Raw genomic sequence first — 8202 nt, 5'->3', positions numbered from 1 at the left:
TTCTGTGCCTTGGCCAGGGCCGCGCGGCCCTTTTTCTCGTGCTCGCGCACTTCCGCCAGGTTGGCCTGCAGCTCGGCCAGCTGCGCCTCGAGCTGGGCACGGTGCGCACCCAGTACGCCGAGGAACTTCTGCAGCTGCGGCACGGTGTCGCGCGGGCTGTCGTACATGTCGAGGATGTCCCTGGCCTCGGTCAGGCTCAGGCCCAGGCGCTTGGCACGCAGCGTGAGCGTGAGCCGCGCCCGGTCGCGCGCGCTGTAGACGCGCTGCACGCCGGCGCGCTCGGGCGTGAGCAGCCCCATGTCTTCATAGAAGCGGATGGCGCGCGTCGTGAGGTCGAATTCCTTCGCGAGTTGGCTGATGGTGAAGGTTTGCGCGGACATTGGACTGGGATCTGCCGAAAAAAGCCGTCTGGAGGGGCGTTGCGGTGGCGACAGCAGGATGGCCCCGCTCTGCCTACAATGATGCCCTCAACCCATGACGTTTACGTAAACGTCAATCTTACATGAACCTCCTCGAACGCGAACTCCACTACCCCCTGGGCGAAACCCTGCCCGCCCCCGGCGAAGCACTGGAAGTCGCGCCGGGCGTGCGATGGATCCGCATGCGGCTGCCGTTCGCGCTCGACCACATCAACCTCTGGCTGCTGCGCGACAGCCTCGACGGCGTCGAGGGCTGGACCGTGGTCGACTGCTGCATCGCGCATGACGAAGCCCGCGCCCAGTGGGAGCAGGTGTTCGAAGCGCAGTTGCAGGGCCTGCCGATCCTGCGCGTGATCGTCACCCATATGCACCCCGACCACATCGGCCTGGCCGAATGGCTGTGCACGCGCTGGAACGCGCCGCTGTGGATCAGCTCGACCGACTACCACGTGGCGCGCGTGCTGAGCACCGCTGGCGACACGCTGGCGGGCGGCGACGCGGCGGCGCGCTTCTTTGCCTCGCACGGCCTCGTCGACCCCGAGGCGGTGGTCAAGATCCGCGCCCGCACCAACTACTACGCCAACATGGTGCCCTCCGTGCCCGACCGCTTCACGCGAATGATGGACGGCGACACCGTGGCCATCAACGGCCACGCCTGGCGCTGCATCAGCGGCTACGGCCATGCGCCCGAGCACATCGCGCTGTACTGCGACGATCTCAAGCTGCTGCTGGGCGGCGACATGATGCTGCCGCGCATCTCGACCAACGTGAGCGTGCATGCGGGCGAGCCCGAAGCCAATTCGCTGCGGCTCTTCCTGGACAGCATCGACAAGTTCAAGGCGCTGCCGGCCGACACGCTGGGCCTGCCCTCGCATGGCAAGCCGTTCACCGGCATTCACCGCCGCGTCGACCAGCTGCAGGAGCACCACCGCGACCGCCTGGCCGAACTGCTCGAAGCCTGCACCGCGCGCCCGCTGACCGCGGCCGAGGGCCTGCCGATCCTGTTCAAGCGCGAACTCGATCTGCACCAGATGACCTTCGCCATGGGCGAGACCGTGGCCCACCTGCACCTGCTGTGGTTCGCGGGCCAGGTCCGGCGCGAGCTGGGCGAGGACGGCATCTACCGCTTCGGACCCCGCAGCGCCACGGCCCGGGCACTTTAGACTCGGTGGATGGACACGCTGGCTGAGCTGCGCGCGGGCCGGCTGGCAGGCGCAAGACGAATCGACCTCTCGTGCGGACTCACCGAGTTTCCGCGCGAGATCTTCGACCTGGCCGATTCGCTCGAGACACTGAACCTCTCCGGCAATGCGCTCGACGCATTGCCCGACGACCTCGGCCGGCTGCACCGCCTGCGCGTACTGTTCTGCTCCGACAACCGCTTCACGCGGCTGCCCGAATCCATCGGCCAGTGCCAGGCGCTGGAGATGGTCGGATTCAAGGCCAACCGCATCCGCACCGTGCCTGCCGCCGCGCTGCGGCTGCCGGCGCTGCGCTGGCTGATCCTCACGGACAACCAGATCGAGACCCTGCCCGAGGCGCTGGGCCAATGCACCGCCATGCAGAAGCTCATGCTGGCCGGCAACCGGCTGCGTGCGCTGCCGGAATCGCTGGCGGCCTGCGGCCGGCTCGAGCTGCTGCGCATTTCGGCCAACAACTTCGAGGCGCTGCCCGCATGGCTGCTTGCGCTGCCGCGCCTGTCGTGGCTCGCGGGTGCAGGCAACCCCTTTGACATGCAGGCCGAGCAGGCAGCCATCGCCGCGCAGTCGGTGCCGCATGTCGACTGGCGCGACCTGGCGCTGGGACAGAAGCTCGGCGAAGGTGCATCGGGCGTCATCCACCAGGCGGTGCTGGGCCCCGCGTCGCGGCCGGTGGCCGTCAAGCTGTTCAAGGGCGCAGTCACCAGCGACGGCTGGCCGCACAGCGAGATGGCCGCCAGCATCGCGGCCGGCGCGCATCCGACACTGATCGCCGCACAAGGCCGGATCGATGGACATCCGGATGGCACCCAGGGCCTGGTCATGGCGCTGGTGGATCCGTCTTTCCGCACGCTCGCCGGCCCGCCGAGCCTCGCGTCCTGCACGCGCGACGTCTATGCGGCCGATGCGCAGTGGACTTCCGCCGTGGCCTTGCGCATTGCCCGCGACATCGCGTCCGCCATGCGGCACCTGCATGCGCGCGGCATGCTGCACGGCGACCTCTACGCGCACAACATCCTCTGGAACGCGCAAGGCGGCGGACTGCTCGGCGATTTCGGTGCGGCCTGGATGACGGGCGCACTCGACGCGATGCAAGCGCTGGCACTGCAGCGGCTGGAGATGCGCGCCTTCGGCTGCCTGCTGGAAGAACTGCTCGAGCGCTGCAGCGATGCACTGCCGCAGGCCGTGGTCGTGCTGAAGGATCGCTGCCTGCAGGCCGATGCGTCCGCGCGGCCCTCGTTCGCCGAGGCCTTGGCGCTGCTCCAGGGCGAGCTCTCGCCATGACGGGCCAGCGCCTGCCCCTGCCCACGCGCGACGGCGTCGGCCCGAGCTGCGTCGGCCTTCCGCAAGGCGCATGGCCCACCATCGCCGAGTTCCTGATCGAACGCTTTCCGGCAATCACGCGCGAGGCCTGGCTGGCCCGCATGGAAGCCCGCGACGTGGTCGACGAGCACGGCGTCCCCGTGACCGCGCAGCGCCGCTACCAGGCGCCATTGCGCGTGTACTACTACCGCACGCTCGATGCCGAGGTGCGCATCCCCTTCGACGAACAGGTGCTGTTCCAGGACGACCAGCTCGTGGTCGCGGACAAGCCGCCGTTCCTGCCCGTGACCCCCACCGGCAAGTACCTGCAGGAGAGCCTGCTGGTGCGGCTCAAGCGCAAGCTGAAGCTCGACGACCTGGTGCCGCTGCACCGCATCGACCGCAGCACCGCGGGGCTGGTGCTGTTCTCGGTGCGTCCCGAAACGCGCGGCGCCTACCAGGCCATGTTCCCCGAGCGCCGCATCGACAAGCACTACGAGGCCGTGGTGCCGTGGCAGCCCGGCGTGTCGTCGGTGCCCGGCACCTACCGCAGCCGGCTGGTCGACGACGATCATTTCATGCGCGTGAAGGAAGAGGCCGGCGAGCCCAATTCGGAAACGCGCATCGCCGTGGAACGGGCGGCGGGCGGCCACGCCCTGCTGAGGCTCTCGCCCGTCACCGGCCGCAAGCACCAGCTGCGGGTGCACTGCATGGCGCTGGGCATGCCGATCGTCAACGATCCGTTCTATCCCACGCTGCTGCCGCCCGACAGCGACGACTTCGACAAGCCCTTGCAGCTGCTGGCCAAGTCGGTGGCGTTCCAGGATCCGGTGAGCGGCGAGCTGCGCCGCTTCACGAGCCCGCGCAGCCTGGCACTGCCGCCAAGGTGACGCCCCGCGGGCACGCCGCGCACTAAGCTCGTTTCCTGAAATCTTTCATTCAGGAGACACCTGCACCATGGACACCACCCAACTCTTCTCGCTGAAAGGCCGCAGCGCCTTGATCACCGGCGGCTCGCGCGGCATCGGCCGCATGATTGCCGAGGGCTTCCTGGCCCAGGGCGCGCGCGTGTACATCTCGGCCCGCAAGGCCGCAGCCTGCGACCAGGCCGCCAAGGAGCTTTCGGCCTTCGGCCATTGCGTGTCGCTGCCGGCCGACGTGTCCACGCTGGAAGGCGCGCAGGCGCTGGTCGCTGCCTATGCGAAGCATGAAGACGCGCTCGACATCTTGGTCAACAACGCGGGCGCGGCCTGGGGTGCACCGTACGACGAATTTCCCGAGAGCGGCTGGGACAAGGTGGTGGACCTGAACCTGAAGACGCCCTTCTTCCTGACCCAGGCGCTGACGCCGATGCTCAAGAAGGCGGCGGCCGACCACCTCGCGAAGGTGATCAACATTGCGTCCATCGACGGCATCTCGGTGAATCCGCAGGAGACGTACTCCTATGCCGCAAGCAAGGCCGGCCTGATCCAGCTCACGCGGCGCATGGCGCTGCGGCTGGCGCAGGAGCGAATCGTGGTGAGCGCGATCGCACCCGGCGCGTTTGCCTCGGACATGAACAAGCTCGCGCGCGACCATGGCGATGAAGTGAAGGAGCGGATTCCCGCGGGGCGCATCGGGGTGCCGGAGGACATGGCGGGGGCGGCCATTTATCTCGCCTCCCGGGCGGGGGACTATGTGATGGGGTCTACGCTGGTGGTGGATGGGGGGGTTACGCACGCGCGGTGATTTTTTTGAGGTGGGGGGCCGGGTCTCGCCCCGGCGGGCGACTCACTTTCTTTGCTTCGCTGTATGGACCGGGGACCTGGGTAACAGGTGTGCGGGGACATGGGAAACACTTTCGAGGTCGAGACGACCGAGGAAGCGGCCCATGCCCTGGCAACCGAGAGACCTGATGGACACCAAACGCGAATTCCTGGAATTGGCCTTGCAAGAAGGGGCCAACCGCCGCGAACTGTGCCGGCGCTTTGGCATCAGCCCCAAGACGGGCTATGCGCTGCTGCGCCGCCATGCGCTCCAAGGCATGAGCGATGCATGCAAGCCGCGCAGCACCCGACCGCACCACAGTCCTGGGCGCAGCAGCGCTGCGATCGAGCAAGCTGTCATCGAACTGCGCCGCCAGCACCCCCGCTGGGGTGGCCGCAAGATCGCCCAGCGCCTGAGCGATCTGGGCTTCAGCGGCGTGCCCGCGCCCAGCACCATCACCAGCATCCTGCACCGCCACGGACTGATCACCCCCGAAGCCAGCCAGGCGGCCGAGCATTGGCAACGCTTCGAGCACGCGCTCCCCAACGCCCTGTGGCAGATCGACTTCAAGGGCTACTTCGAGACGGGCGCGGGGCGCTGCCATCCGCTGACGGTGATCGACGATCACTCGCGCTTCAACCTGACGATCGCCGCGTGCTCCCAGACGAACACCACCCGCGTACAGGATCATCTGCAGCGGGTGTTCCGGCGCTACGGCTTGCCGGTACGCATCAACGCCGACAACGGCGCGCCCTGGGGCAGCCCCGCCAAGGCCGAGCACGGGCTGTCGGCGCTCAGCGTGTGGCTCATTCGTTTGGGCATTCGCATCAGCCACAGCGCGCCCTACCACCCGCAGACCAATGGCAAATTGGAGCGCTTCCATCGTTCGCTCAAGGCCGAGGTGCTCAACGGACGCAGCTTCATGGACCTGGCTCAGGCTCAGGACGCCTTCGAGCACTGGCGCAGCGTGTACAACCACGAGCGCCCGCACGAGGCGCTGGGCATGCAAACGCCAGCGACGCGCTATCAAGTGAGCCCTCGGGCCCTGCCAGCCGTGCTGGCACCGATCGAATATGGCCCTGATGACCGGGTGCTGACGGTGGGCTGGAATGGTTGGGTGCACTTCGAGGGGCGCAAGCTGCGCCTGTCCAGTGCCTTGCACAGGCTGCCCGTGGCGATGCGGCCGGACCCCAAGACAGATGGCTGCTTCGACGCCTTCTTCTGCCATCACCGCTTCATGCGGCTGGATCTGCGCAATCCMGCCACCTCAAACTGAGCGCCCAAGGTGTTTACTATGTCCCCGCACACCTGTTACCCAGGTCCCCGGTCCATACACAACTCGCTTCGCTTGTATGTTTGGGTGTCGGGGTGGAGGGACTCGCTTCGGATTCGGCCGCGGCAGCGGACCGACAGTTTTGAGATTTCTCCCGCCCCACCTTCCAACGTCGATCAGGAACTGAGCGGCGCTGCACCTGGCGGTGCAACGACCACCGATCTGAAGGCAAGCCAACGTGGCAGGTGGGCTGCACCCCGACACGACAAATTGTCCAATCGGAGGTGTTGTCATGCAAGAGCCCACCCTGTGCATCGGCGTGGATGTGTCCAAGGCCGAGCTGGTCATCGCCATGGGACCAGAGCGACGACCGTGCAGTGTCGCCAACGACGCTGTGAGTATCTCGAACTGGCTTCGAGCGATTCCGGCGCATGCGCTCATCGCCATGGAGTCCACGGGCCGCTATCACACTCTGTTGGCGCACCTGGCAAGCCAGGCCGGATTGAAGGTCTATGTGCTCAATGCGCGCGACGTCTACTTCTACGCGCGTGCCTTGGGCACCCGGGCCAAGACCGATGGCGTGGACGCCGGGGTGATTGCCCGGTATCTCGTCGAGCATCGTGCCCGGCTGCACCCCTGGCAACCTGGCAGCTCGTTGCAGCAACGGTTGCAGGATCTGCTCGCGCGCCGAGCCCAGGTGGCCACGCATCGATCGGCCTTGCGCCAGGTCTTCACAGGAATCGATACGAAGGGCATCGAGACTGCAAAACTGCAGGCGGCATTCGACGCCTTGCTGCAGTCGATGGACCAGCAGGTCCAAGCGTTGATCGCCAGCGATGCGCAGATGGCCCAGGGATGCGAGCGTCTGCGCACGATCACCGGCATCGGCCCGCAGACTTCGGCGTTGCTCGCCACGCTGCTGAGCCGCTTCGACTTCGCCAACGCAGATGCACTGGTGGCCTACAGCGGCCTGGACCCACGCCCCAACGACTCCGGCACCAAACGCGGGCGACGTCGCCTGAGCAAGAAGGGCCCACCGCTGCTGCGCCGGCAGATGTATCTGGCGGGCTTCGCCGCGAGTCACAGCAAGGCCCTCAAGCCGCTGTACCAGTCGATCCGTGCCAAGGGCTTCGCGACCACCGCGGCGCTGATGATTCTTGGGCGCAAGCTGTTGCGCGTGGCATTCGCTATCTGGAAGGGCAACGAGGTGTTCGATCCAGCTCGATTGATCCCTAAAAATGACTTGCAAAAAACATAGAACCTCAAACAAGGGCGAGCCCTGATCCGCAAAACGCTGCGCTCCTCGGCGCATACAGAGGGGAGGGCAAACCACWCGGGCCTTTGCTTCGCTCGKCCACCAAGCCACCGCGGCGCGCAGCGCCGCGGTGGTTGGGATTGGATTGGGCCGTTGGTATTGGCTGTTGGTATTGGGGCCGAGCGAAGCGAAGGCTGCCCGTTCCCACCCCTTCTGTATGCGCCGAGGAGCGCAGATGGAGGCGGGATCAGGGCCGCAGCTGTCTGAGCGAAGCGAGTTCTGCGGACCCCCGCCGTAATCGAGCACCGCAGGTTGCCCGYAGCGAAGCGRAGGGACGCAGACAGTAGGGGTCGCCTTTCTTTGCTTACTTTCTTTGGCGAAGCGAAGCAAAGAAAGTGAGTCGCCCGCCGGGGCGAGACCCGGCCCCGGAACTCCAAAAAACCTACCCCCGAAACCTCTTCCGAGTCAAAGCCAACGCCACCCAAAAAGAAACAACCCCATAAACCACCAGCACCCCCGCATGCACCCACCACCCGCCAGGCCATTGATCCATGAACAGCGGCCGCACCAGCGCCACCGCATTGGTCAGCGGCAGCCACGCCGCCACGGCCCTCACGGCGGAAGGCAGCTGCTCCAGCGGAAAGAACACGCCGCTCAAGAACATCATCGGCGTCATGAACAGCGTGAAGTAATAAGTGAAGAAGTCGTACCCCTTCGCGAGCGCATTGAAGATCAGCGCAATCGACGAGAAGGTGATCCCCGCGCCGATCAGCACCATCCACGCGACGATCAGCTTGGGGCTGTGGCTGATGCCCAGCCCGAGCATCACGAACAGGATCGCGGTCACGGTGAAGATCGACTTGAACGCGGCCCACAGCATCTCGGCCAGCACGATGTCGTCCAGGCCGACCGGCGCGTTCATGATGCCGTCCCAAGTCTTCTGCACATGCATGCGCGAGAACGCCGAATACAGCGCCTCGAAGCTCGCGGCATTCATCGCGCTCATGC

8 protein-coding genes are annotated in these 8202 nt (G+C 66.4%); 6 read left to right on the top strand and 2 right to left on the bottom strand.

Features of this window, described 5'->3' with window-relative positions:
* Positions 1-380, bottom strand: a 380-nt coding sequence (locus AC1DOC_RS14935) for a MerR family transcriptional regulator (protein ID WP_478130008.1), incomplete at its 3' end; no start/stop codon positions are given.
* Between the two features lie 122 nt (positions 381-502).
* On the opposite strand from AC1DOC_RS14935, the gene AC1DOC_RS14930 reads away from it, so the two are divergent.
* The 6 genes from AC1DOC_RS14930 to AC1DOC_RS14905 all read left to right on the top strand — a co-directional run bounded on the left by AC1DOC_RS14930 (position 503) and on the right by AC1DOC_RS14905 (position 7197).
* Positions 503-1582 (top strand): MBL fold metallo-hydrolase, encoded by a 1080-nt coding sequence (locus AC1DOC_RS14930; protein WP_478084190.1) that lies wholly within the window; start codon positions 503-505, stop codon positions 1580-1582.
* A 9-nt stretch (positions 1583-1591) separates the two neighbouring features.
* Positions 1592-2902, top strand: a complete 1311-nt coding sequence (locus tag AC1DOC_RS14925; RefSeq protein ID WP_307595607.1) for a leucine-rich repeat-containing protein kinase family protein — start codon at positions 1592-1594, stop codon at positions 2900-2902.
* Complete coding sequence (locus AC1DOC_RS14920) at positions 2899-3810, top strand: pseudouridine synthase (RefSeq protein WP_307595606.1); 912 nt, start codon at positions 2899-2901, stop codon at positions 3808-3810. Before AC1DOC_RS14925 ends, AC1DOC_RS14920 begins: the two co-directional genes overlap by 4 nt.
* Positions 3811-3877: 67 nt before the next feature.
* Positions 3878-4648, top strand: coding sequence for an SDR family oxidoreductase (locus tag AC1DOC_RS14915; RefSeq protein ID WP_307595605.1), 771 nt, complete (start codon positions 3878-3880; stop codon positions 4646-4648).
* A gap of 142 nt (positions 4649-4790) precedes the next feature.
* Entirely contained in the window at positions 4791-5942 is a 1152-nt protein-coding gene (locus tag AC1DOC_RS14910) for an IS481 family transposase (protein WP_478079292.1), read from the top strand.
* A 289-nt stretch (positions 5943-6231) separates the two neighbouring features.
* The gene (locus AC1DOC_RS14905; RefSeq protein ID WP_278880023.1) at positions 6232-7197 is read left to right on the top strand and encodes an IS110 family RNA-guided transposase; all 966 of its coding nucleotides are present in this window, start codon (positions 6232-6234) and stop codon (positions 7195-7197) included.
* A 439-nt stretch (positions 7198-7636) separates the two neighbouring features.
* On the opposite strand, the gene AC1DOC_RS14900 is transcribed toward AC1DOC_RS14905, so the two are convergent.
* A partial coding sequence (locus tag AC1DOC_RS14900; protein WP_478130007.1) for an ABC transporter permease occupies positions 7637-8202 on the bottom strand: 566 nt, incomplete at its 5' end.

The sequence above is a fragment of the Variovorax sp. 01T439_2 genome (genome assembly GCF_056398445.1).
This window is presented reverse-complemented; position numbering and strand designations above follow the sequence as displayed.